Here is a 24,102-nt window from a genome sequence, read left to right as displayed (position 1 = left end):
TCGGTTATCAAGCCCGTATTATTCCATGCGCCGCCCCCTGATTTTCGCTATAATGCGCCAATTATTCATCAACATTATGAGATTATTATGGCCCAAATTGCTGCAAATCCCCTCGTTCTGGTGGACGGTTCTTCTTATTTATATCGCGCGTTTCATGCGTTCCCGCCGCTGACCAATTCCGCCGGCGAGCCGACGGGCGCCATGTACGGCGTGCTGAATATGCTGAAAAGCCTGATTTCGCAGGTACAGCCGAGCCATATTGCGGTGGTGTTCGACGCCAAAGGCAAAACCTTCCGCGATGAAATGTTCGAGCAATACAAATCCCACCGCCCGCCTATGCCCGATGATTTGCGCAAACAAATTCAACCCTTGCACGACATGATCCGCGCGCTGGGCATTCCGTTGTTGGTGGTGGAAGGCGTGGAGGCGGACGATGTGATCGGCACGCTGGCAAGTCAAGCGTCGAAAAACGGGCAAAAAGTGCTCATCAGCACCGGCGACAAAGACATGGCGCAGCTGGTGGACGACAACATTATGTTGATTAACACCATGAACAACAGTCTGCTGGATCGTGCGGGCGTGATTGAAAAATACGGCATTCCGCCGGAATTGATTATTGATTATCTGGCGCTCATGGGCGACAGTTCCGACAACATTCCCGGCGTGGCGGGCGTGGGCGAAAAAACCGCTCTTGGGCTTTTGCAGGGCATCGGCAGCATGGCGAAAATTTATGCCAATCTGGAGAAAGTCGCCGAACTGCCGATTCGTGGCGCAAAAAAATTAGGCGAAAAATTACTCGCCGAAAAAGCCATGGCGGATTTGTCCTACGCGCTGGCAACCATTAAAACCGATGTGGCGCTGGCATTTTCCCCCCATGAACTCACCATCGGTGACAGCGATAACGACGCCTTAATCACGTATTTCGGGCGTTATGAATTTAAACGCTGGCTGGGGGAAGTGATGAACGGCACCAATTCCGTTACGCAACGCGCCGAGCAACCCGTCAAAATTAATCACTACCAAGCCACGCCTGCGGCAAAAATTGATGAAAGTGCGGTCGAAAATGCCGTTAAATTTCACATTGATCGCAGTCGTTACGAAAACATTCTCACCGACGCCGATTTGGCGCGTTGGCTGGAAAAACTGAACACCGCCAAGCTCATCGCCGTGGATACGGAAACCGACGGGCTGGATTATATGTCCGCCAATTTGGTGGGCGTTTCCTTTGCCTTGGAAAATGGCGAAGCGGCATATTTACCGCTCCATTTGGATTACCTCGGCGCACCGAAAACGTTGGAAAAAAGCACCGCACTTTCTGCCATCAAACCGATTCTGGAGAATCCGAACATTGGCAAAATCGGGCAAAATCTCAAGTTCGACATGACCATTTTCGCCCGCAACGGCATTGATTTGCAGGGCATCGAATTTGACACCATGCTGCTTTCCTACATCCTGGACAGCACCGGTCGACACAATATGGACGACCTGGCGAAGCGCTATCTCGGACACCAAACCATCGGCTTTGAAGACATTGCCGGCAAAGGCAAAAACCAGCTGACCTTCAATCAAATTCCGTTGGAACAGGCGGGCGAATACGCGGCGGAAGATGCCGACGTGACCATGAAATTACAACAGGTGTTATGGCAAAAATTACAGCCGCAACCCGGTTTGGTGGCGCTTTATCAATCCATCGAGCTGCCATTACTCGGTGTGTTATCGCGCATGGAACGTTGCGGCGTGCTGATTGATTCCGACGCGCTGTTTTTGCAATCCAACGAAATTACCGAAAGGTTGACCGCACTTGAAATGCAGGCGCACGCTTTGGCGGGACAGCCGTTCAATTTGGCGTCCACCAAGCAGTTACAGGAAATTTTGTTCGACAAGCTTGGCTTGCCTGTGCTGCAAAAAACCCCGAAAGGCGCGCCGTCTACCAATGAAGAAGTGCTGGAAGAACTGGCGTACAGCCACGAATTGCCGAAAGTGCTGGTGGAACATCGCGGCTTGAGTAAACTGAAATCCACGTACACCGATAAATTGCCGCAAATGGTCAACCCGCAAACGGGACGCGTGCATACCTCCTATCATCAGGCGGTGACGGCGACAGGGCGGCTTTCTTCCAGCGATCCGAATTTACAGAACATTCCGATTCGTAACGAAGAAGGACGCCGCATTCGCCAAGCCTTTATTGCGCGTGACGGCTACAAAATCATCGCCGCCGACTATTCTCAAATTGAGCTGCGCATTATGGCGCATTTGTCCAACGATCAAGGCTTGATCAACGCCTTCGCACAAGGCAAAGACATTCACCGTTCCACCGCCGCCGAAATTTTCGGTTTGCCGCTGGAACAGGTCACGAGTGAACAACGCCGCAACGCTAAAGCCATTAACTTCGGTTTGATTTACGGCATGTCTTCCTTCGGTCTTTCCCGCCAGCTCGGTATTTCCCGCGCCGACGCGCAACGCTACATGGATTTATATTTCCAACGCTATCCGAGTGTACAAACCTTCATACATGACATTCGCGAAAAAGCCAAAGCGCAGGGCTATGTGGAAACCTTGTTCGGACGCCGTTTGTATTTGCCGGAGATCAATTCCTCCAATGCCATGCGTCGCAAAGGCGCGGAACGGGTGGCAATCAACGCGCCGATGCAAGGCACTGCTGCCGACATCATCAAACGCGCCATGATTAAACTGGATGAACTGACCCGCGATGACCCGGACATTCACATGATCATGCAGGTGCACGATGAACTGGTGTTTGAAGTGCGGTCGGAAAAAATTGCGTTTTTTAGCGGGCTCATCAAACAACACATGGAAGCCGCCGCCGAGCTGGTGGTGCCGCTGATTGTGGATGTAGGCGTGGGTGAAAATTGGGACGAAGCGCATTAAGTTAAAGGGAAAATATGACACATAAAATCATTCGCAGCGCAGACTCCACCGCCGCCCGCACCCGGGGCGGTTTAGACATTACCGAAATGAACGATATCAGCGTACGTTTACATTGGACCGACGAGCCTTACAAATGGCACATCAATGACGGCGAGGAAGTATCTGCCGTGATGGACGGCGTGATGGAAATGCACTACAAAGAACACGGCGAAGCCAAAAGCGTATTGCTGGAAAGCGGCGATATTTTCTACGCCGGCATCAGCACCGAGCACGTCGCCCACCCGCAAGGTGAAGCGCGGATTTTGGTGGTTGAAAAAACGGGCAGTGTTTAATAAAAAAAAGTGATCTGCACCCCAAAACCTGAACACCTAATTATAAGGTGCTGGTTATGTCCTACTCTTATCAATTTCGTTTAAAAATTATCAAACCGGTCACCGAACAGGATTTTGGTATTTATGAGGTGGCTAAACTTTATAAGATTCCTCATTCTCAAGTCATTTATTGGTTAAAAGCCTTTCGTGAAAGAGGACTTGATAGCGTAAAATCGCTCTATACTAAACCCAAAATGAAAAAAACGCAGATTGAAGCAGCTGAAACAACCGACTTTTCACCACTAGCCTTGAAAAAATTGAAACAAGAACCCGCCCTTGAAAAAGCGGAGATTGATTATCTAAAAAAGTTAGTGGAATTGGGGCAACCAAAAACGAACTAAACTCGATTTAAACGGATTGAGCCCGGTACAATACCGAGCTCAATACTTAAGTTAGCTAACCTGTCCAACTTTTGGGGGGCGGATCAAAGTGCGGTCAACTTTTTTGTTATTTTTTAGGTAAGGCTTCACTAACGACATTTAATTTTACATTTGATGTTTTGAAGGCTTCAAAACGTGGGTTTTTCTTCATGAATTTAATGAAGCTTTCTGCATCCGGAAGATAGGTGTCTGTACCTTCGTATTTCGGATCATTGAAAAGATGACCAAAGGTTTTATATCCGTCTTTACCGCTGGCAATATAGGAATTGGTTCCCACTAGATAACGTTTATTATCGTCAATATTTTCCCATTGTTGCGTTTGTTTATTGAAGACCTCGACGCTTACTAAGCGTTTACCATCGGCATTTGGCGTTTCATTGGCTTCATAACGAACACCCGCCCCGTAAGGGAAACCACCGGTAGAACCATCAACTAACGCAAATTGCAGAGCATCTTCCAAAGCCTGTTTAATCAATGAACCTTCCATTTTATAAGTAAATAAAGTATTACCAAATGGTAAAAAGGTATAGGCATCATTGAAGGTGACGTCACCAGGTAAAATATCTGAACGCACACCTCCGGCATTTTGAATAACCAGATCTACATTTTTTAATTCGTTGTACATTGTTTCTGCCACAAAACGGGTCGCAACCGAACCTTCAGGGTTAGAACCCGCTTTATTCGGAATGCGATTATCCGAACCGCCCGGCATTGCTTGTCCAACAATTGAACCGATGACTTCTTTTGCCAGTTGATCCTTTTCATATCGATATTTGCTAATCAGTTTATCCGTTTTTTTATCATGATAATCCAATGAAACGCTTTTCATCTTTTGTAAACTTTGAATTGCTTTTTGACGTTCTTCTCCACTAAGTTCCTGCCAATTACCGTCACTGTTTTTAACTTTTAATTTATTTGTGCTCATTAATACATGTGGAGTTTTTCGGATTATGGAAGCGATCCCATCTTTGCTGAATTTCACGCCTAAATCGCCCACTACGGCGGAATAAGCCCAAGCTTCCATCACAAAGACAGGCTCACCATTCGGGCTTTTAAATTCTAAGGGATATTCATATACCACCGGTAATTTCAATCCACGTAATTCGTCATTACCATATAAATAGTGGGAATCTCCGGTAACAATAATATCAATATCATTCACTTTTTGCGCAATTTCTATGTTCTTTCCACTGCCTGCATGGGAAAGTAAGATAATTTTGTTAACACCCTGTGCTTTTAAAGCATTCGCCATAATTTGGGCTGTTGCAATTTCATCATAAAATTTAACATCTTTCCCGGGGGAAGATGAATTAACGGTTTTATTTACCGTATCTAACCCAATAATGCCGATTTTTTCTCCATTCACCGAGAAAATATCATAAGGTTTCCATTTATTGTACAAAATAGAACCTTTATCAGGAATGACATTAGCAGATAAAACAGGGATTTTTAGTGGTTCAAGTAATTTTAATAAACCTTCATTTCCTGCATCAAACTCATGATTACCCAGTGTAAAATAATGAAAATTACCTGCATTCATCACCGCTGCATCGGCCGAACCGCCAAAAAGAGTAAAATAAAGTGTTCCTGTAATAGCATCGCCTGCGTGTAATACTAGCGGGTTTTTATATTTTTTGCGTAATTCATTAAGCTTGCTGTTAACTGCGGAAAAACCGCCAATATTTACTTTCGTTTCTTTACCATTTAATAAAATGCGGGCTTCGTGGGGCTCCAAATAGGAATGATGATCATTAATATGCAGAATACTCAATTCAACAGCTTTGTGGTTATCTTCCGGCGGATTTGCCGCCAAACCGGAGGTTGAACAAAATACAAACGTAGTACTAAGAATATGAGTAAGTTTTTTTTTAAGTGTAAACATAAGAACTCCTATGATTGTTAAATAGCTTATTCTAAGCCTTCCAACATTGCCTGAAAGGTTTTATAACGGGTTGTATCATTATTGTGTTGCAAATTTTCACGCGGTTGATCCAAGTAAGAAAAATCATCAACTTCAACCCCTTTAAACTGCTGATCAAAAATTGCAGCTGCCAAGGCAAGGCGTGGCTTAATAACGGAAGAAGGGGCAATAACACTTACTCGATTTTCAGTGATAGTAAACTGTTTTTTATTAGGAAAATCCTGGTGCATTTGTTCGCGGATTCGCCGGAAAATGGTTTTAACAGGTTCTGCCAGTACGGATATTTGCGCAGTCTTTGCTCCTTTTTCTGTTAAAAGCTGAACAAATTGATTGGCGTTTGGCATGTCTTTAATATAGATTTGAGCGCGTTCATTTGCCAAGAAAGAGATCAAAAGATTTTTTTTCATTTCCTGCATTAAGGTATCATCAGTCGTTTCAATTGGCTCAAAATACAGGTAATCAATAAATTTGGGTGTCAGATTTTTCTCTGTTTTAAAAATCCGGGTCAGAATTTTTTCGGTAGTCCGAATTTGTTGCGCAAGACGTTGTGGGGATAAGGAGGACAAAGACGTTAACTTTTTTTGTAAAACGATAATTTGTTTTTGTTCTTGTCGGGCAAGTGCAGCGGCTAATTGCTGTTTTACATCCTGTATGGATTGGTTCGACTGATTTTGACCGGTGTGTTCGATGTTTTGCATGGTTTGTCCTTGAATACTAAAAAAATATGTAAGCAAAAATAACACTGAATGAATCTTTTTTTTCATCTTGAACCTCACGTTTTAACAACATGTTCAGAGTAATATCTTGGCTGCTATTATATCTCAAAGGAATCAGCTTAGCACAAAATAGTGTATTTTTGTTGTAGTTTCAAAGTGATGATAGGAAATTATTACAATATAAATTCATTTTATTAAAATATAGAGATAGGTTTTAACATAATATATGGCATTCCAAACTCATTAATTTTTAACCGCACTTTTACCTCGGCGGGCAAATCTATTACAATGAACAGCAATTTTCACATCTAGCAAAAGGACAGAACTATGATTATCGTAACAGGCGGCGCGGGCTTTATCGGCAGTAACATCGTCAAAGCATTAAACGACATGGGACGCAAAGATATTTTAGTGGTGGATAACTTAAAAGACGGCACCAAATTCGTCAACTTAGTGGATTTAGACATCGCCGACTATTGCGACAAAGAAGACTTCATCGCCTCCATTATCGCCGGTGACGATTTGGGCGACATTGAGGCGGTCTTCCACGAAGGCGCATGCTCTGCCACCACCGAATGGGACGGCAAATACATCATGCACAACAACTACGAATATTCCAAAGAGTTACTACATTACTGCCTGGATCGCCAAATTCCGTTCCTCTACGCCTCCAGTGCCGCCACCTACGGCGACAAAACCGAATTCCGCGAAGAACGCGAGTTTGAAGGCCCGTTAAATGTGTACGGCTATTCCAAATTCCTATTCGATCAATATGTACGCGCCATTTTGCCGGAAGCGCAATCGCCGGTGTGCGGTTTCCGTTATTTCAACGTGTACGGTCCGCGCGAAGGTCACAAAGGCTCTATGGCAAGCGTAGCGTTCCACTTAAACAACCAAATCCTGAAAGGCGAAAACCCAAAACTGTTCGCCGGCAGCGAGCATTTCCGCCGTGATTTCGTCTATGTGGGCGACGTGGCGGCAGTGAACATCTGGTGCTGGCAAAACAAAGTTTCCGGCATTTTCAACTGTGGCACCGGCAGCGCCGAATCCTTCGCCGAAGTGGCGAAAGCGGTCATCAAATTCCACAACAAAGGCGAAGTGGAAACCATCCCGTTCCCGGAACATTTAAAATCCCGCTACCAGGAATACACCCAAGCGGACTTAACCAAACTCCGTGCCACCGGCTACGACAAACCGTTCAAAACCGTGGCGGAAGGCGTCGCGGAATATATGGCGTGGTTGAATCGTAAATAGAACGAAAGCATCTGTTTTAGCAAAGAAATTCAAACGGAAAACAGCGTATAAGTGCGGTTAAAATCCATCGTGTTTTTTAACCGCACTTTTGAAAATAGCAATGACAAATAAGGCAAATAATTATATTATTTGCCTTATATTTTAAGGCGAATAGTAAAGGTAATTGCGGCATGGAACAACAATATATTTGGCAACACGCCAATTGGCGACAATGGGACTATGACCTGCCGCAATTACTGCCACTGTTAAACCAAGCCCATTATCAACAGGGGTTATTGCTCGGACGGCTGTTGGACATCGGTTTAGGTGAGCGCGAACAAATCTGCCTTCAGGCATTAACCAGCAGCGTTCTTAAAAGTAGTGAAATCGAAGGCGAAATGCTCAATGCACAGTCCGTGCGTTCTTCCCTGGCACGCCGTTTGGGTATGGATATCGGCGGCTTAACCGCAACGGATCGCGCCGTCGAAGGCGTCGTGGAAATGACATTAAACGCTACCGAACAGTTTGATAGCCCGCTTACCCTAGAGCGATTATTCGGCTGGCATGCCGCACTCTTCCCAAGCGGTTATAGCGGAATGATGAAAATTCGGACAGCACAGTTGCGTGATGATAGCAACGGCGCAATGCAGGTGGTTTCAGGGAGAATCGGGAGACAAAAAATTCATTTTCAGGCACCGCCGGCAGAGCGACTTGAAAGGGAATTAATGCTATTTCTGACCTGGCTGAATGATTCGAACCAAGCGCTTGATCCTTTTATCAAAACCGGCATCGCCCATCTCTGGTTTTTAACCCTGCATCCTTTTGAAGACGGTAATGGCCGTATTGCACGTGCCATTGCGGATTATTTGCTTGCCAAAGCCGACGGAAACCCGCAACGGTTTTACAGCCTGTCCGCACAAATCCAAAAAGTGCGGTCGGATTATTATGTGATTTTAGAGCAAACTCAGAAGGGCGAAATCGACTTAACCCAATGGCTGATGTGGTTTTTAACCTGTTTAATCAACGCCATGAAGCAGGCGCAGGAAACTTTGGATAAAGTTTTGCTGAAAACCCGATACTGGCAATCCTGGCGTCGGTTTTCGCTCAATGAACGTCAAATCAAAGTCCTCAATCTTATGTTGGACGGATTTGAGGGCAAGCTCAGCAATAAAAAATATGCCGCCTTAACCAAAGTGTCGCGGGACACTGCCTTGCGGGATCTCACGGATTTAGTCGCAAAAAATATATTAAAACGCGCAGAAGAAGGCGGACGGAGCATTCATTATGAATTGACGCCCCCGCATTTATCACAAATTTAAAATCACTTAAGGTGAGAAAATGAATATCCTAATTATCGGCCCCTCTTGGGTCGGCGATATGATGATGTCGCACAGTTTGTATCAACAGCTCAAATTGCAATATCCCCATTGCCAAATCGATGTAATGGCGCCCAATTGGTGCAAGCCGTTGCTGGCACGTATGCCGGAAGTGCGGAATGCCATTGAGATGCCCCTCGGGCACGGGAAATTTGCGTTGTGTGAGCGTTATCGTTTGGGTAAGGTGTTGCGTAATCAATACGATATGGCGATTGTGCTGCCGAACTCGCTGAAATCGGCGTTTATTCCGTTGTTTGCGAAAATTGCCGTGCGTCGCGGTTGGAAAGGGGAAAGCCGTTATTGGCTGCTCAATGACTTACGCCACAACAAACGGGATTACCCCATGATGGTGCAGCGTTATGTGGCGTTGGCGTTTGAAAAAAATGCCGTGCCGAACGCGGACGAAATCCCGGTGCTGAAGCCTTATTTAACCGTCGAACCGAGCCAGCAGGCGGCGACCTTAAAAACGTTTGAAAAACAGACCGCACTTTTAGGCGGACGCCCGATTGTCGGTTTTTGCCCCGGCGCAGAATTCGGTCCGGCGAAGCGTTGGCCGCATTATCATTATGCCGAACTCGCGCGGATGCTCATTGAAAAAGGTTATGCGGTGGAACTTTTCGGCTCACCGAAAGATGTGGACGCCGGCGAACAAATCCGCAACGCCTTGCCTGCCGAACTGCAATCTTTCTGTTTGAACCTGGCGGGGCAAACCAATCTCAATCAGGCGGTGGATTTAATCGCCAACTGTACCGCCGTCGTCAGCAACGACAGCGGTTTAATGCACATTGCCGCCGCGACCGCTCGCCCGTTAGTGGCGCTTTACGGCCCGACCAGCCCGGCTTACACCCCCCCGTTATCGGACAACGCCGGAATCATTCGGTTAATAGAAGGGGATTTGATTAAAGTGCGCAAAAGCACCGACAGCGCGGAAGGCTATCATCAAAGTTTGATCGACATTACACCGAACATGGTGTTTGAAAAGCTAATGGGATTACTCAATCAATAACCGCCTGGCCGCACAAAAGTGCGGTCATTTTTTTCCTTGAATTTCGCATTAAACCCTTTGGGGGCAATGGGTTAAAAGATCTATACTATTGCCCTGATTTACTTTTTCGGAGTTGTTATAGCGGATCGCTCACCTAATATCACGACACATGATCCTTTCGGCAGCTTGTTGGGTTATGCGCCCGGCGGTGTTGCCATCTATTCTTCAGATTACAACACGGCGTATGCGCAGGAATACCCTGACGATGCCGCCTTTCGTAGCTACCTCGGCGGCGAATACATGGGCTACAAATGGCAGTGTGTGGAATTCGCCCGACGTTATCTTTATCTCAACTACGGCATGGTGTTCACCGATGTGGGCATGGCATACGAAATCTTTTCCTTACGCTTTCTGCGCCAAGTGGTGAACGACGCTCTGTTGCCGTTGCAAGCCTTCGCCAACGGCGGCAAGCGGGCGCCGGAATGCGGGGCGTTGCTCATTTGGCAGGAGGGCGGTGAATTTAAGCACACTGGGCATGTGGCGGTGATTACCGAAGTGCTGGCGGGCAGCGTGCGTATTGCCGAGCAAAATGTGATTCATTCCCGCCTGCCGAGCGGTCAGCAATGGACCCGTGAGCTACCGATGACGGTCACGGCAGAGGGATATCGTCTGCAGGACACCTTTGATGACACGGAAATTCTCGGCTGGATGATTCAAACGGACAACGAAGAATTCAGTCTGCCGCAACCCATGCCCGCGCCGGAGAAACTCGCCATTCACGCCGAACATATTGAAAATCGGGGACAATTCGCCGCCAATTGGCTACATGAAGACAAACCGCTGGAGGCGGCTTACGTAAAGGCAATGAAAGGGCATATCATCAATCATGGCGATCAATATCGTTATTTTGCTCTTTCCGAAAGCGCACAACATGAGCTGATTCGCGCCACTAACGAGCTACATTTGATGTATTTGCATGCCACCGACAACGTGTTGAAAGACGATAAGTTATTGCAATATTTCAATATTCCTAAACTGCTTTGGCCGCGTTTACGTTTATCCTGGCAAAATCGTCGTTATCAAACCATTACCGGCAGAATGGATTTTTGTCTGGATGAACGGGGCTTGAAAGTTTATGAATACAACGCTGATTCCGCTTCCTGCCATGCAGAAGCCGGAGCGATTTTACCCCATTGGGCGACGCAGGCGGGCCTGACCGCCGGGCATGACCCCGGCGAGGGCTTGCGCAACGCTTTGGCGGATAGCTGGAAACACAGCCACGCCACGCCGTTGGTACACATTATGCAGGATCACGATGCAGAAGAGGAATATCACGCCTTATTTATGCGTAATGCACTGACGCAGGCGGGTTTTAACACCAAGATTATTCACGGCACCGAAGGGTTGCATTGGGATACGCGCGGGCAATTATTGGACAACGAAAATCAGCGGGTGCAAAGCGTGTGGAAAACCTGGGCGTGGGAAACCGTGCTGGAACAATTACGCGAAGATGCCACAGGGCGTGAGGTGGCGCCGCCGATTCGCACCGGTTATCCGGAGGATAAAGTGCGGTTGATTGACGTGTTACTTCGCCCGGAAGTATTGGTGTATGAGCCTTTATGGACGGCAATCCCGAGCAATAAAGCGATTTTTCCGGTGTTGTGGTCGCTGTTCCCGAATCACCGTTATTTGCTGGAAGCCGGTTTTGAGCTTACACCGAACCTCATTGCCAACGGCTATGCGCAAAAACCTATTGCCGGTCGCCGTGGCGATAACAAAACTTATCGGTGAATGCAAAACTGTCCTGGATAGCACCAACGGGCGTTTTGCTAAACAAGAAAACATTTATCAACAATTATGGTGTTTGCCGAAAGTGGAAGATCAATATGTGCAGGTGTGTACGTTTACTGTAGGCGGGCATTATGCCGGCAGTTGCTTGCGCTCCGACCCGACCCGTGTGATTGTGGGCGACAGTGATATGCAACCGTTGCGCATATTGAGCGACAAGGTGTTTACGCAAAAGGCAAAATAGTCTCAAGCCGGAATCAAAATAGGCACCTTGAAGGTGCCTATTTCATTAAAAAGTGCGGTCAAAAAACACAACGTTTTTTACCTACTTATTTTTTGTCTTTCTGTTCTGCCGGTTTCACTTCCGCATCTTGCAACCAACCCGGCGCAACCTGGCTCATATCCGGCAGGTTATGGGCAATACCTTTATGGCAATCGATACAGGTTTTACCGTTTTCCTGCGCCAATTTATGCATTTTTTGCGCCACGGTTTTTTGTTGGGAGAAGTCCATACGATCCATTTTGTGGCAGTTACGACATTCCTGGGAATCGTTGGCTTTCATACGCTCCCATTCGTTTTCCGCCATGTGCGGACGACGGGCGTTGAATTTTTCCAGTGTGTCGGTTAATCCCATGTAATGGGCATACACCTCTTTTGCCGCCACTATTTTACGCCACATTTTCGGTCCGAATTCGTGCGGAACGTGGCAATCCGGACAGCTGGCGCCCACACCGGTGCGGGTTTGATAATGCACGCTGTGTAAATATTCCGGGTACGCATCGTTCATGTGACAGCCGGCACAGAATTGCTCGGTGTTGGTTTGTTCCAAACCGTAGTTAAAACCGACCCAGGATAAAATACCGCCGATGAAGGATAAGACGATAATCGTGCCTACCGCGATACGGCTAGGCGATCTGAACCAACGCCAGAATCGCACTAAAAAATTAGGTTTCTTCGCTGACATAACCACCTCTTCATTACTGTCCGTAACCTTTCATCGGTTTGAATTCGTTTGGCACGATTGGCTCAACATCGGATTGAGAAACATGGCATTGTAAGCAGAAATAACGACGCGGAGAGGAACTGGAGCCGAGATTGCCGTCACGATCCATAAAGTGCGTCGGGCTGATACGGGTCGCCCCGGTCACGCGGGACGCTTCAACGCTATGGCAGTTTAAGCATTGGTTCACGTTTTTGGTGACCTGATAATTTTTCACACTATGCGGCACCATCGGCGGTTGATTCACATAGTTTAAAGCAGGCAGTTCACTTTGTTTCGGCGCATTGTGAAATGCCGGAGAAACACTTTCCGGTGAATTATTGAAAAAGTCATCGGCGTCTTCCGTCGGCTGTTGCGCCATAACGGACGTAGCGAACAGTGCCGTGAATAGTACACCGCTAAAAGCAAAGAAGTTGTTTCTAGTCATTTTAATCACTCCCCCGAATGATGGAATTTTTTTGTTTTTATTGGTTTAACCTGACGATAGGAATGTCGTTATTAAACCGATGGCTAAAGGTAAATACGTTTTCAGCGCAGACATCAATGCAACGCCCGCAACTGATACAATCTTGCGAAAGCACTAACCGACTTTCGTTATTTTTTCCGTGTAATGGTGAACGCAACACTTGCGGTTCCGGGCAAACGTTGTAGCAATCCATGCAATTATCGCATCTTGCCCGATCAATCACTTTGACCCGAATCAGACTTTTCGCACCAATGACGCCATAGGTTGCGCCAATAGGACACAAATGCCCGCACCAACCGTGTTCAACAATAAATAAATCAAACAGAAAAACCGCCAAAACCAGCCATGCCGTCGCCCCAAAGCTATAAATTAAAGCGCGCCCTAAGGCTGCCACCGGATTAACCCATTCCCACAACAACAAACCGCTGACCGCACTGCCGACTAAAATCATCAGCAAAATGGCATAGCGTAAACCACGCGGAATTTTTGCCGTTTGACGAATCCCCAGTTTACGGCGAATCCAAGCGGCACAATCGGTGACCACATTCAGTGGGCACACCCAACCGCAGAAGACTTTGCTGCCTAACAGGGCATAGAGAGCGAAGATAATTAACGCGCCGATGAGGGTCAGCGAGCCGGGTAAATGCCCGGTGGAAAGACTTTCTAAGGTAATTAACGGATCGCTTAACGGAATCACATCGAAAAGCAGACTTCCGCTGTAATTCCCTTTTAAAATCCACACATCAAAGTACGGCCCGCTTAAGAACATCATCAGGATGCTTAATTGGGTGAGCCTGCGCCAGAATAAGAAACGATTGGCGTGCCACCAGCCCAGTTTTTCCCGCGCTTCTTTGCCTGCAAATTTTGGTACGTTCGCCATTATTTGCCTCCCAACGTCGGTGCCGGAATCGGCTCCGGAATGTCTTCTACGCCCATTGCCGGCATTGAGGCTTCCGGCATACGGGTCGGCATCGAAATCAAATCCTTCGGCGCAAGAGAATGTCCCGCTTTTGCTTTTTCTTCCCAGCCCAAACGATAATGTTTGCCTAACATGCCTTTCGCCAAATGTATCGGCAACACTTTGATTGCCGCCTCTTCCAGGACGCACGCCTGTTCGCATTTGCCACAACCGGTACAGGCATCGGAATGCACCGTCGGAATAAACACCGCGTGCTTGCCGGTGCGCTCATTACGGTGGCTTTCCAACGTAATGGCTTTATCAATTAACGGGCAAACCCGATAACATACGTCGCAACGCAAGCCCTGCCAGTTCAGGCAGGTTTCGTGATCCAGCAACACCGCCAGCCCCATACGGGATTGATTAATATCCTGCGCCTCACGATCTAACGCACCGCTTGGGCACGCATGGGCGCAAGGAATATCCGGACACATTTCGCACGGTTTATCCCGCGCGATAAAATACGGCGTCCCTGCTTCCATCGGTGATAACAACGATGCCAAATGCAACATATCGTAAGGGCAAGCTTGTACGCACTGACCGCAACGAATACAGGCGGCGGAAAATTTCTCGTCATCTTCAATGGCGAACGGTGGGCGCAATGCCACGCCTTCGCGCGCTAAGCTTTGTTTTTGCTGTAAACCAAGTAGCAAGCCGAGCCCAACGAACCCGCCCGCAGTGCGGGTGGCGTCTTTGAGAAATTTACGGCGCTCGGGCGTTACAGTCGGTTTTTGCATTTTCTTTTGATTTTCTGGCCGCACTTTTCTGCTTGGAAAACACAAAAGTGCGGTGGTTTTTTACCACGTTTTTTAAGCCGCTTTTTCCACTTTCACCGCGCATTTTTTGAAGTCGGTTTCTTTAGAAATCGGATCGGTCGCGTCCAAGGTTAATTTGTTCGCCAACTGACCGGCATCAAAGAAGGTTGTATAAACCAAACCTTCCGGCACCTTATTACGTCCGCGGGTATCTAAGAACGAAATAATTTCCCCTCGGCGTGAAGCGACTTTGACTTTATCGCCATGACGTAACCCGCGTTTCTGCGCGTCTGTCGGATGCATCCAAACCAGATTGTTCGGGAAGGAACGGTGTAATTCCGGTACGCGGCGGGTCATGGTGCCGGTGTGCCAGTGTTCCAGCACACGACCGGTACATAACCATAAATCGTATTCTTCATCCGGTGATTCCGCCGGCGGCTCATAAGGCACGGCAAGAATAATCGCTTTCTTATCCGGATAGCCATAGAACGCCACGCCTTCCCCTTCTTTGACATACGGGTCGTAGCCTTCGCGATAACGCCATAAGGTTTCTTTGCCATCCACCACCGGCCAGCGTAAACCGCGTGCTTTGTGGTAGGTATCGAACGGCGCCAAGTCATGTCCGTGACCGCGACCGAAGGTGGCGTATTCTTCAAATAAGCCTTTGTGCAAGTAGAAACCGAAGTGATGTGATTCGTCATTTAACTGACCTTCCGCAAGCTCGGTTAACGGGAATTTATCCACTTGACCGTTGCGATACAGTACTTCATATAAGGTTTTGCCTTTGTATTCCGGATTTTTATCCAGAATTTCCGTCGGCCACATTTCGTCCGTGGTGAAATATTTGGAGAACTCCACCAATTGCCATACGTCCGATTTTGCCTCGCCCGGCGCTTTCACTTGTTGACGCCAGAATTGGGTACGACGTTCCGCGTTACCGTAAGCGCCTTCTTTTTCCACCCACATTGCCGTTGGCAACATCAAATCGGCGGCTAAACAGGACACGGTCGGGTACGGATCGGACACTACAATAAAGTTGTCCGGATTACGCCAGCCCGGGAAGGTTTCTTTGTTAATATTCGGACCGCCCTGCATATTGTTGGTACACATTTGCCACAACACGCGCATTTTGCCATCTTTTAATGCACGGCTTTGGGCGACCGCATGGAAACCAAGAACATCGCTAATCACACCGGCAGGCAATTTCCAGATTTGCTCCGCTTTCTCACGGTGTTTCGGATTGGTAACCACTAAGTCCGCCGGTAAACGGTGGATAAATGTCCCTACTTCGCGCGCCGTACCGCAAGCGGACGGTTGACCGGTTAACGAGAACGGACCGCAGCCCGGAATGGAAATTTTACCGGTCAATAAATGGATGTTATAAATGAGATGGTTCGCCCACACGCCGCGGGTGTGTTGGTTAAAGCCCATGGTCCAGTAAGACACCACTTTTTTCTTCGGATCAGCATATAATTTTGCCAGACTTTCCAACACATCTTTCGGCACGCCGGACATTTCATGGGCTTTGTCTAACGTATATTCGGCGACTAAGGCTTTTAATTCATCGAAATTACTGTCATGCATTTTGCCTGCCGTTTTCACGTTTTTCGCTTTTTGTTCCAACGGATTTTCAGGACGCAAACCATAACCGATGTCGGTTTCGCCGCGTTTGAATTTGGTGTGTTTATTGACGAAATCCCAGTTAATGGCATCGTTTTGGATCAGATAATTGATGATGTAGTTTAAAATCACCAAGTCGGTATGCGGTTTGAAAATAAGGCTGTAATCCGCCAATTCAAAACTACGGTGTTCAAAAGTAGAAAGCACGGCGACTTTCACGTCCGGGTTGGATAAGCGACGATCGGTAATACGGGACCACAAAATCGGGTGCATTTCCGCCATGTTAGAACCCCAAAGTACGAAGGCTTCTGCTTGTTCGATGTCGTTATAACAGCCCATCGGTTCGTCCATGCCGAAAGTACGCATAAAGGCAACCGCCGCAGACGCCATACAGTGACGGGCGTTAGGGTCGATGTTGTTGGAACGGAAACCGGCTTTCCATAATTTGGATTTGGCATAGCCTTCAAAAATGGTGGTTTGTCCGGAACTGAACATCCCCACGCCGTTCGGGCCTAGTTCTTTCACTGCGGCTTTAAATTTTTCCGCCATGGTTTTAAACGCTACGTCCCAGCTCACCGGGGTGAAATCACCGTTTTTATCGTATTTGCCGTCTTTCATGCGCAACATCGGCTGCGTTAAACGGTCTTTACCATACATGATTTTCGGTAAGAAGTAGCCTTTAATACAGTTCAAGCCACGGTTGACTTCCGCATCAGGATCGCCTTGTGACGCCACGACGCGACCGTCTTTCGTGCCCACCAATACCGCACAGCCGGTACCGCAGAAACGGCAAACCGCTTTATCCCATTTAATTTCGGATTCCGCGGCTTCAACATTTTTTACCGGAATGCTTAACCCGGCTGCCGTTGCGGCTGCCATCGCCGCATTGGCTTTCATAAAGTCTCGACGACTTAAATTCATAGCGTTTCCCCCACTATTTTTATATCTGTTTTTGATTATTCGGGCTGTTCGTCCTGTTGATGATAAATCAGCGACACGGTAATCACACCGTCAATCTCTTTTACCGACTCCATGTTCTTCAACAAAATATGCTGATCATGAGATTGCATTACCGCCACGATCTTGCCGATTTTTTCATCAAAGGTCGGGACTTCTGTATGTGGAATGGCTAAAAGTGCGGTGCGAATTGCCGGTATTTTTTGCGGCTTGCCTTGCACCACCAAACCGACAACATGCCAGTCTTTAGCGTCTTCCATGGTTAAAATGTCTGTTTTATTCATATTCTTTCGGATAATGTATTTTTATCGCGCCGTTAGCCCTCGGCGTTATTATTTGTCTTTACCAATTAATCTTTTTGTAGATCCCGCATATTAATTTGTTGCGAATGAATTAATATCACTACAAATGAGTATTTTAGGTGGATTCCCACCGTAATTTGTTTTAGATCAAATTTAAGCATTCAGGCATGAAAAAATGCCGTTTGATAAAACGCCGGTAAAAACCACCGCACTTTTTTGTTACACTAACGACACGTTTTCCACCAAGGCTTTTTATTTTGAAAATTAAACATTCCGTTTCCACCCGCATTGCCAACTATCTTATTGTGATTATTATCTTTGTCGGCATTATCGGCGCATTAAGTCTGGCGCTGATGGCGGGCAATAAATCCTACGCGGAAGCCATTAACGTGTCCGGTTCGTTGCGTATGCAAAGTTATCGCCTACTTTATGAAATCGAACATGAACCGCAAATGGTGGAAAGTAGCCTGCGCCAATATCGCGTGAGTTTGCATTCAAAATCCCTGGTGGAAATTAACTATCAGTCTTTTGCTTCGCAGGATGTAAAAGATTCCTATCACAATTTGATTAAACGCTGGGAAGTGATGGAACGTTTGGCACGGGAACAGAATTTCACCGAATACAAAAAAAATATCGCCAATTATGTGGCACAAGTGGATCAATTTGTTTTTACCCTGCAACATTCGGCGGAAGAAAAATGGATTTGGGCGTTGTGCATAATTATTTTTTCCATGCTGCTTATTGTGATCATGGTGTCTTATGTGAATTGGTACACCCGAAAAGCCGTAGTGCGCCCGTTGGAGCAACTCACCCGCGCCAGTACGCAGGTGCAAATGGGGCAATTCAAGCATATTCTGCTGGATGTGCGTAAAGAGGACGAACTGGGGCATTTAGCGCGCACCTTCACCAAAATGTCATCGGAGCTGGGTAAACTGTATTCCGGTTTGGAAGCCACGGTAAATGAAAAAACGCAAAAGTTACAACAAACTAACCGCTCTTTAACGACCTTATATCACTGCTCCCAACTTGTGACGACCAATAAAATCGACGGCAAAATTTTGCAACTGGTGCTGCAAAATGTCATGATTAGTGAACATTTACGTTATTTGGAACTGAATGTGTTGGATGCCCCGCATTGGAATATGTGCTTGGGCGTGAAAGATGATCGGCTGGAATCGCAACAAACGGAAATGAATATTGAAGGGGAAAGCCTCGCCGTGTTGCGTTGGCAGGCGGGGTTGCCGTGCCCGGATTTGCGCACGATGCAAAATGTGGCGCAAATGCTCAGCCGCTCGTTGTATTTCCAACGCACGCAACGCCAACAAGAACAGCTATTGTTGATGGAAGAGCGTTCCATTATCGCCCGCGAATTACATGACTCTTTAGCGCAAGTGTTGGCGTTTTTACAAATTCAGCTGACCTTGTTGAAACACAATTTAAATAAAGACGAAACGGATTCCAAACAAAAAAGTTTGTCGATTATTAAGCAGTTTGAGCAGGCGCTCAGCGACGGTTACAGCCAATTGCGCGAACTGTTGGCGACCTTCCGCTTAACCGTGCAAGAGGCTAATTTGAAACTGGCGTTGGAGCAGGTGATTGATTCCTTACGTAATCAAACGGATATTCAAATGAGCGTGGATTGTTCTTTACCGTCGCAAAGTTTTAACGCACAACAACTGGTCAACGCCTTGCAAATTGTACGTGAAGCGGTGTTAAATGCTATTAAGCATTCACAAGGCACGCTCATTGAAGTCATTGCCCACACCAATGAAGACGGCGAACATGAACTGATCGTGCGCGATAACGGTATCGGCATTCCAAGCCTGGAAGAACCGGACGGGCATTACGGGCTCAACATCATGCATGAGCGTAGCGCACAGCTCAACGCCAAACTGACTATCACTAACCGCACCGACGGCGGCACGGAAGTGAAAGTGACTTTAGCACACACATTATCTTAATTCAGAGGAAAGCCATGCAGAATTTACAACCGTTCCATACCTTTTCTATTCCGGCGCAAGCCCAAAAACTGATTGAAATCACCTCCGTTCCTCAGCTTAAACAGGTGTGGGAGGAATGCCAACGGGAAAATCTGCCGGTGCTTTTTTTAGGGCAAGGCAGCAACGTGCTGTTTGTGGAGGATTTTGCCGGCGCCGTGCTGATTAATCGCCTGCGTGGTATTGCGCATAAGGAAGACGACCGCTTTCATTATTTACATGTGAATGGCGGCGAAGTGTGGCATGATTTGGTGCAATGGAGCATTGAACAAGGCTTTTACGGCTTGGAAAATCTTGCCCTGATCCCGGGCTGTGCCGGTTCCGCGCCGATTCAAAATATCGGCGCCTATGGCGTGGAATTTAAAGATGTGTGCGATTATGTGGAAGTGCTCGATCTCACGTCCGCAGAACAATTCCGTTTGAGTTGCGAAGAATGCGAATTCGGTTATCGTGAAAGCGTGTTTAAACACAAATACGCGCAAGGTTATGTGGTGACGGCGATCGGTTTAAAACTGGCGAAAAACTGGAAACCGGTGTTGAAATACGGCAACTTGGTAAATTTAGACAAAAGTGCGGTCAGTTCTGCGGACGTTTTTGCCGAGGTTTGTGCCGTGCGTCAAAGCAAATTGCCCGATCCGAAACAATTCGGCAACGCGGGCAGCTTCTTCAAAAACCCCGTCGTTGCCGCCCAACAGTTTGCCCGCTTACAAGAAGAGTACCCCGCCATACCGAATTTCCCGCAAGCGGACGGCAGCGTAAAATTAGCCGCTGGCTGGCTCATCGATCAATGCGGCTTGAAAGGCTATCAAATCGGCGGCGCGGCGGTACACCAACAACAGGCGTTGGTGATTATTAACAAAGGCAACGCCACCGCGTCCGATGTGGTAGAATTAGCGCATCACATTTATCAATTGGTTGCCCTTCGCTTTGATGTCCGTTTACAGCCCGAAGTACGTTTTATCGGCAAACACGGCGAAGTGGATAGCCAACTGGCGATCAGTTAATATAAAGGAACAAGATGAATTTTAATGAAATTTTAGCGACATTGCCCGCTATCGAGCATTTAAGCGGCATCCATATTTTACATAACGGCACATTGGTTCATGAGATTCCTGCCGTTGCCGGGAAATTAGGTTCATTACGGGTTTACAATGCGCTCGCCGTCGCATTTAACGGAAATTTAGACCGCACTTCCGCCCAAAAAGGCTTGCAGTTATTCGCCGAACACACGGAAGATGCGCGCCAAAATCCCGGCAAACATCCGAATATTGATTTGCTGTTACACGTAATTGAACAGGATTTGGCCTATCAAATCAAACCGCTAACAGAATAATTTCAGGATAAAATTTTTGTTTTCTTATGCGGGTTATTTTGTAAAATAAAGAAACTTTTTTCACACAATATAGTCAAATAGCCTGCAAAAAGTTAGAATCCAATCGCCAAAACCGATTAACTTAATACAAATTATATTGCATTGAATTCTTTGATTCGGTGGTTAACAAAGAAGAAGGAAGATAATGGATAAAGAAACTCAAACAATGATGCTCGTTCCGCAAGGCAGTTTAGAAGCTTATATTCGTGCGGCAAATGAATACCCGATGCTGACCGCCGAAGAAGAAAAGGAATTGGCGGAGCGTTTGTATTACAAAGAAGATATTGAAGCGGCAAAAAAATTAGTGTTGTCTCATTTGCGCTTTGTGATTCACGTCGCGCGCGGTTATTCCGGTTACGGCTTGCCGCAAGCGGATTTAATCCAGGAAGGTAATATCGGCTTAATGAAAGCGGTAAAACGCTTCAACCCGGAAGTGGGTGTACGTTTGGTTTCCTTCGCTGTGCACTGGATCAAAGCGGAAATTCACGAGTATGTGTTGCGCAACTGGCGTATTGTTAAAGTCGCCACCACCAAGGCGCAACGCAAATTGTTCTTCAACCTACGCAAAACCAAACAGCGCTTAGGCTGGTTCAACGAAAACGAAGTGGACATGGTCGCCAACGAACTCGGCGTATCGCCGCAAGATGTCATGGAAATGGAGTCACGCATGACCGGTGCCGATGTGGCATTCGACCTGCCCGGCGGTGAACATGACGAAGAAACCTATGCACCGGCATTGTATTTGGAAGATAAAAGTTCTAACTTTGCCGCCGAATTGGAAAACGAAAACTACGAAGCACAAGCCACCGATCAGCTTGCCGTTGCGTTAGATAATCTTGATGCACGTAGCCAAGACATTATCAAAGCCCGCTGGTTGGACGAAACCAAAGCCACGTTGCAGGATTTGGCGGCGAAATACAACATCTCCGCTGAACGTGTTCGTCAGCTGGAAATCAACGCCCTGAAAAAACTCAAAAGTGCGGTGGTTTTCTAAAGTGTTTTAGGTGTGCTATAAATGAAAAAACGCTCAATGGAGCGGTTTTTTTCTTTTTGCGATTCTTAAGCCTTTACTTTCCGTAAACCGTTTGCTACAAGTAAAACATTTAATTTGGTCAAAATTGCCGATTTTTCTTTTTCCGTAAGCAATGAAGCATGCTTATTTTTTAATGCGGCGCATAAAGTCCATAACAATTCTACATTGGCAGAAACACCCAGCTTCTTTAACCTAACATAGCTATGTATTGCGCCGACCTTCTGAAATTCACTTACCGTATGAATATTAATTTTAGCCAGCAATCTTTCATGCTTAATGGAAAAATTGGCTAATTCTTTAATTCGCTCTTTTTTCGTCAAATCTTCAGCAACTTTCTTAAATTTTGCCTGTTGAATAGACAATTTAACGGTTTTTTCAAATAACGGCTTATTTTTACGAATAGAATGAGGAAGTTGATAGTAACGATGAAGTGCCAGTTTATTCGTATTATTGGGATCAATTGAATAAGCTACAGCACCTAAACTTTCTAAGTAAGGGACTAACTCATCTTCAGCATGCAAGAAAATGCTATCGTTTTGATGAAGTGCAAACATTATTCCTGAATGAAATATACCATGTCCGGTGAATAAATTTTTAATACTGATTTCACCATCTACTAGTTGTTTGAATTCGTTCTTGAGTCTTTGAGATACAGTTGTCATAATTAAGTCCTTCAGGTTGTTATTTAATTGTATTTATATCATAAATTAAATTTATATGAAGAAAATATTGTTATTTTAATGTTAAATTTGTGATCTTGATCGAGGAATTGGAAAATTTTACTGAAAAAACGTTCTTTTGAACTAAAACTGTCAAAGAATAACACCTGCAGATATAGCGTAAATCATTTGTCCTTATCTCAAATTCTGTGCAACTCTCACCTCAACTTCGAAAATCAATCATAAATTGATTCATCGCTGGTTTCTGGTTTTGAATCAACATTATTAATTTCTTTGGTGCCTCTTTAATCCCTAGCTAAATGGTATTGAAGACGGGCTCATCTATCGGAAATACAATTATGTTTTCTGATCACACAATAAATCATCGCTATTAAGTGATTATCTAACATTAATCGCCTTAGAAAAACCTTTCAAACCATCTATGTAAGCAATAAAAAGCTTTTTAAACTTCAACTTTGAATCTCCGTTAAAACACACACTAAAAACTTTTCGCTTTTATTTTAAATTAGTTAACTAAATATTCAGTAGTTTTGTGCTCTAAATATTAACTCTAAGGCAGTAATGTAGATAATCTGGTCTCCCCTGTGATTTTTTTGAAAAACCGAGAAAGTCGGCTAGCACCCAGAGCTAGAGGGCGGATTTTAGCAAGTTTAGTTACCAAGTTATAATGTTACTTTTCGTTATTGTAATAGTTTAGGCTTCCACAATATAACAAAGATAAATTTATTTTAAAAACATTTTTTCGCTTCAAACATCATTAGTGATAAATTGCCTAAGGCTGAAGCCGCTTCGGTTGTCTACAGTGAATCTCCGAACCTAACGCCTGTTTACTCAATGCTATATGGATCTCAGCGGAACAGCGCCAATCCACAATTTGACAGGAGTAAAAGTCAATGACTATGGCTAAAATACAGTCAGCATAGCTATGCATAAATAATGTCACCTGCCTACCTCCGGTTTTTGCCTGCACATTAACTTAATTAATTTAACTAATGATTGGTTTATCAGGCTTGAGGTGTTGCTGAAAGTTAGACCGTTACAATATGGATATTATTCACGTCTGAACAATATACAGATTCAGGCATTGAAAAATACGATAAATCGGCTTTAGTCATTATTTAATAGAATTAAAACAAAAATTAGTCGTGTATAACGGATTAACAAGGAAGTGCAGCATAGTATTTATTAAAGATTTCATAAACAAAAAGGCGTATCTTTCGATACACCTTTTCAGTTTTATTTTGGTTTGTCTTATCAATTATTTGATAATTTTAGCTACCACGCCGGCGCCTACCGTACGGC

General features: G+C 45.9%; 19 protein-coding genes and 2 pseudogenes. 12 read left to right on the top strand and 9 right to left on the bottom strand.

Annotated elements, in window-relative coordinates:
• Positions 1 to 87: 87 nt before the first annotated feature.
• The 4 genes and pseudogenes from polA to DK423_RS11665 form a co-directional block, all read left to right on the top strand.
• Positions 88 to 2,889, top strand: coding sequence for a DNA polymerase I (gene polA, locus DK423_RS07540; protein WP_061886979.1), 2,802 nt, complete (start codon positions 88 to 90; stop codon positions 2,887 to 2,889).
• A gap of 14 nt (positions 2,890 to 2,903) precedes the next feature.
• Positions 2,904 to 3,221: a cupin domain-containing protein gene (locus DK423_RS07535; protein ID WP_109043937.1), complete on the top strand. Its 318-nt coding sequence runs from the start codon at positions 2,904 to 2,906 to the stop codon at positions 3,219 to 3,221.
• 56 nt (positions 3,222 to 3,277) lie between these two features.
• Positions 3,278 to 3,601: an IS630 transposase-related protein gene (locus tag DK423_RS07530; RefSeq protein ID WP_005557764.1), complete on the top strand. Its 324-nt coding sequence runs from the start codon at positions 3,278 to 3,280 to the stop codon at positions 3,599 to 3,601.
• A gap of 10 nt (positions 3,602 to 3,611) precedes the next feature.
• Positions 3,612 to 3,656 (top strand): annotated as a pseudogene (locus tag DK423_RS11665) (hypothetical protein); the annotation flags it as partial.
• A gap of 51 nt (positions 3,657 to 3,707) precedes the next feature.
• Here DK423_RS11665 and nadN read toward each other — a convergent pair.
• A complete protein-coding gene (nadN, locus tag DK423_RS07520; protein ID WP_005557763.1) occupies positions 3,708 to 5,522 on the bottom strand; it encodes an NAD nucleotidase in 1,815 nt (604 codons plus the stop codon).
• A gap of 26 nt (positions 5,523 to 5,548) precedes the next feature.
• Complete coding sequence (locus tag DK423_RS07515) at positions 5,549 to 6,325, bottom strand: hypothetical protein (protein WP_061886978.1); 777 nt, start codon at positions 6,323 to 6,325, stop codon at positions 5,549 to 5,551.
• Between the two features lie 279 nt (positions 6,326 to 6,604).
• On the opposite strand from DK423_RS07515, the gene rfaD reads away from it, so the two are divergent.
• The 4 genes and pseudogenes from rfaD to gss all read left to right on the top strand — a co-directional run bounded on the left by rfaD (position 6,605) and on the right by gss (position 11,903).
• The gene (rfaD, locus tag DK423_RS07510; protein ID WP_005557760.1) at positions 6,605 to 7,531 is read left to right on the top strand and encodes an ADP-glyceromanno-heptose 6-epimerase; all 927 of its coding nucleotides are present in this window, start codon (positions 6,605 to 6,607) and stop codon (positions 7,529 to 7,531) included.
• A gap of 170 nt (positions 7,532 to 7,701) precedes the next feature.
• Positions 7,702 to 8,829, top strand: coding sequence for a DUF4172 domain-containing protein (locus tag DK423_RS07505; RefSeq protein ID WP_005557759.1), 1,128 nt, complete (start codon positions 7,702 to 7,704; stop codon positions 8,827 to 8,829).
• Between the two features lie 19 nt (positions 8,830 to 8,848).
• Positions 8,849 to 9,892, top strand: a complete 1,044-nt coding sequence (gene waaF, locus DK423_RS07500) for a lipopolysaccharide heptosyltransferase II (RefSeq protein WP_061886977.1) — start codon at positions 8,849 to 8,851, stop codon at positions 9,890 to 9,892.
• A 117-nt stretch (positions 9,893 to 10,009) separates the two neighbouring features.
• Positions 10,010 to 11,903: pseudogene (gene gss / locus DK423_RS07495) on the top strand (bifunctional glutathionylspermidine amidase/synthase).
• Positions 11,904 to 11,988: 85 nt separating this feature from the next.
• Here the strand turns inward: gss and DK423_RS07490 are convergent.
• The 6 genes from DK423_RS07490 to DK423_RS07465 form a co-directional block, all read right to left on the bottom strand.
• The gene (locus DK423_RS07490; RefSeq protein ID WP_005557756.1) at positions 11,989 to 12,624 is read right to left on the bottom strand and encodes a cytochrome c3 family protein; all 636 of its coding nucleotides are present in this window, start codon (positions 12,622 to 12,624) and stop codon (positions 11,989 to 11,991) included.
• 13 nt (positions 12,625 to 12,637) lie between these two features.
• Positions 12,638 to 13,087 (bottom strand): nitrate reductase cytochrome c-type subunit, encoded by a 450-nt coding sequence (locus DK423_RS07485; protein WP_005557755.1) that lies wholly within the window; start codon positions 13,085 to 13,087, stop codon positions 12,638 to 12,640.
• Between the two features lie 37 nt (positions 13,088 to 13,124).
• Positions 13,125 to 14,006: a quinol dehydrogenase ferredoxin subunit NapH gene (gene napH / locus DK423_RS07480; protein ID WP_005557754.1), complete on the bottom strand. Its 882-nt coding sequence runs from the start codon at positions 14,004 to 14,006 to the stop codon at positions 13,125 to 13,127.
• Entirely contained in the window at positions 14,006 to 14,821 is an 816-nt protein-coding gene (gene napG / locus DK423_RS07475) for a ferredoxin-type protein NapG (RefSeq protein ID WP_109043936.1), read from the bottom strand. Before napG ends, napH begins: the two co-directional genes overlap by 1 nt.
• Before the next feature lie 72 nt (positions 14,822 to 14,893).
• Positions 14,894 to 17,380 (bottom strand): nitrate reductase catalytic subunit NapA, encoded by a 2,487-nt coding sequence (gene napA / locus DK423_RS07470; protein WP_005557751.1) that lies wholly within the window; start codon positions 17,378 to 17,380, stop codon positions 14,894 to 14,896.
• Between the two features lie 35 nt (positions 17,381 to 17,415).
• Entirely contained in the window at positions 17,416 to 17,700 is a 285-nt protein-coding gene (locus DK423_RS07465; RefSeq protein ID WP_061885865.1) for a chaperone NapD, read from the bottom strand.
• A 275-nt stretch (positions 17,701 to 17,975) separates the two neighbouring features.
• Here DK423_RS07465 and narQ point away from each other — a divergent pair, with 275 nt between their 5' ends.
• From narQ to rpoH, 4 genes are all read left to right on the top strand, one after another.
• Positions 17,976 to 19,679, top strand: coding sequence for a nitrate/nitrite two-component system sensor histidine kinase NarQ (gene narQ, locus DK423_RS07460; protein ID WP_005557748.1), 1,704 nt, complete (start codon positions 17,976 to 17,978; stop codon positions 19,677 to 19,679).
• Between the two features lie 14 nt (positions 19,680 to 19,693).
• On the top strand, positions 19,694 to 20,719 hold the full coding sequence (gene murB, locus DK423_RS07455; protein WP_005557747.1) for a UDP-N-acetylmuramate dehydrogenase: 1,026 nt from the start codon (positions 19,694 to 19,696) through the stop codon (positions 20,717 to 20,719).
• Positions 20,720 to 20,733: 14 nt separating this feature from the next.
• A complete protein-coding gene (locus DK423_RS07450) occupies positions 20,734 to 21,048 on the top strand; it encodes a DUF2322 family protein (protein ID WP_005557746.1) in 315 nt (104 codons plus the stop codon).
• Positions 21,049 to 21,232: 184 nt separating this feature from the next.
• Entirely contained in the window at positions 21,233 to 22,081 is an 849-nt protein-coding gene (gene rpoH, locus DK423_RS07445) for an RNA polymerase sigma factor RpoH (RefSeq protein WP_061886295.1), read from the top strand.
• A gap of 65 nt (positions 22,082 to 22,146) precedes the next feature.
• On the opposite strand, the gene DK423_RS07440 is transcribed toward rpoH, so the two are convergent.
• Positions 22,147 to 22,782, bottom strand: coding sequence for a TfoX/Sxy family DNA transformation protein (locus DK423_RS07440; protein ID WP_005557743.1), 636 nt, complete (start codon positions 22,780 to 22,782; stop codon positions 22,147 to 22,149).
• Between the last annotated feature and the right edge of the window lie 1,320 nt (positions 22,783 to 24,102).

Origin of the sequence: Aggregatibacter actinomycetemcomitans (genome assembly GCF_003130205.1) — a bacterium.
Lineage (GTDB): Bacteria > Pseudomonadota > Gammaproteobacteria > Enterobacterales > Pasteurellaceae > Aggregatibacter > Aggregatibacter actinomycetemcomitans_A.
This window is presented reverse-complemented; position numbering and strand designations above follow the sequence as displayed.